This window comes from Streptococcus danieliae (assembly GCF_009767945.1).
GTDB classification, from domain to species: domain Bacteria; phylum Bacillota; class Bacilli; order Lactobacillales; family Streptococcaceae; genus Streptococcus; species Streptococcus danieliae.
In genome coordinates, this window is record NZ_WSRS01000196.1 from 1 (window position 1) to 515 (window position 515).

At 47.8% G+C, this 515-nt stretch carries 1 protein-coding gene; it reads left to right on the forward strand.

Going from position 1 to position 515, the window contains the following annotated elements; all coding sequences use genetic code 11:
• Positions 1–515: Rib/alpha-like domain-containing protein (locus E5983_RS10270; RefSeq protein WP_269148549.1), on the forward strand; the 515-nt coding region annotated here is incomplete at both ends.

A 515-nucleotide genomic window follows, 5' to 3' on the forward strand; every position in this document is an offset into this window, starting at 1 on the left:
GTGACCTACCCAGATGGTTCGCAAGATAAGGTTCCTGTGACAGTTAAGGTTGTAGAAAACCCAAGCCAAGCAGACAGTAACCAACCAAGTCCAGCTGATCAAACCGTTACCGTTGGTGAAACTCCATCAGCTGAGAAGTCCATCTCTAACCTAGGTGACCTTCCAACAGGTACTACGGTAGCGTTTGAAAGTCCAGTAGACACAAGTACAGCAGGAGATAAACCAGCGACAGTTCTTGTGACCTACCCAGATGGTTCGCAAGATAAGGTTCCTGTGACAGTTAAGGTTGTAGAAAACCCAAGCCAAGCAGACAGCAATGAACCAAGTCCAGCTGATCAAACCGTTAAGGTTGGTGAAACTCCATCAGCTGAGAAGTCCATCTCTAACCTAGGTGACCTTCCAACAGGTACTACGGTAGCGTTTGAGAGCCCAGTAGACACAAGTACAGCAGGAGATAAACCAGCGACCGTTCTTGTGACCTACCCAGATGGTTCACAAGATAAGGTTCCTGTGAC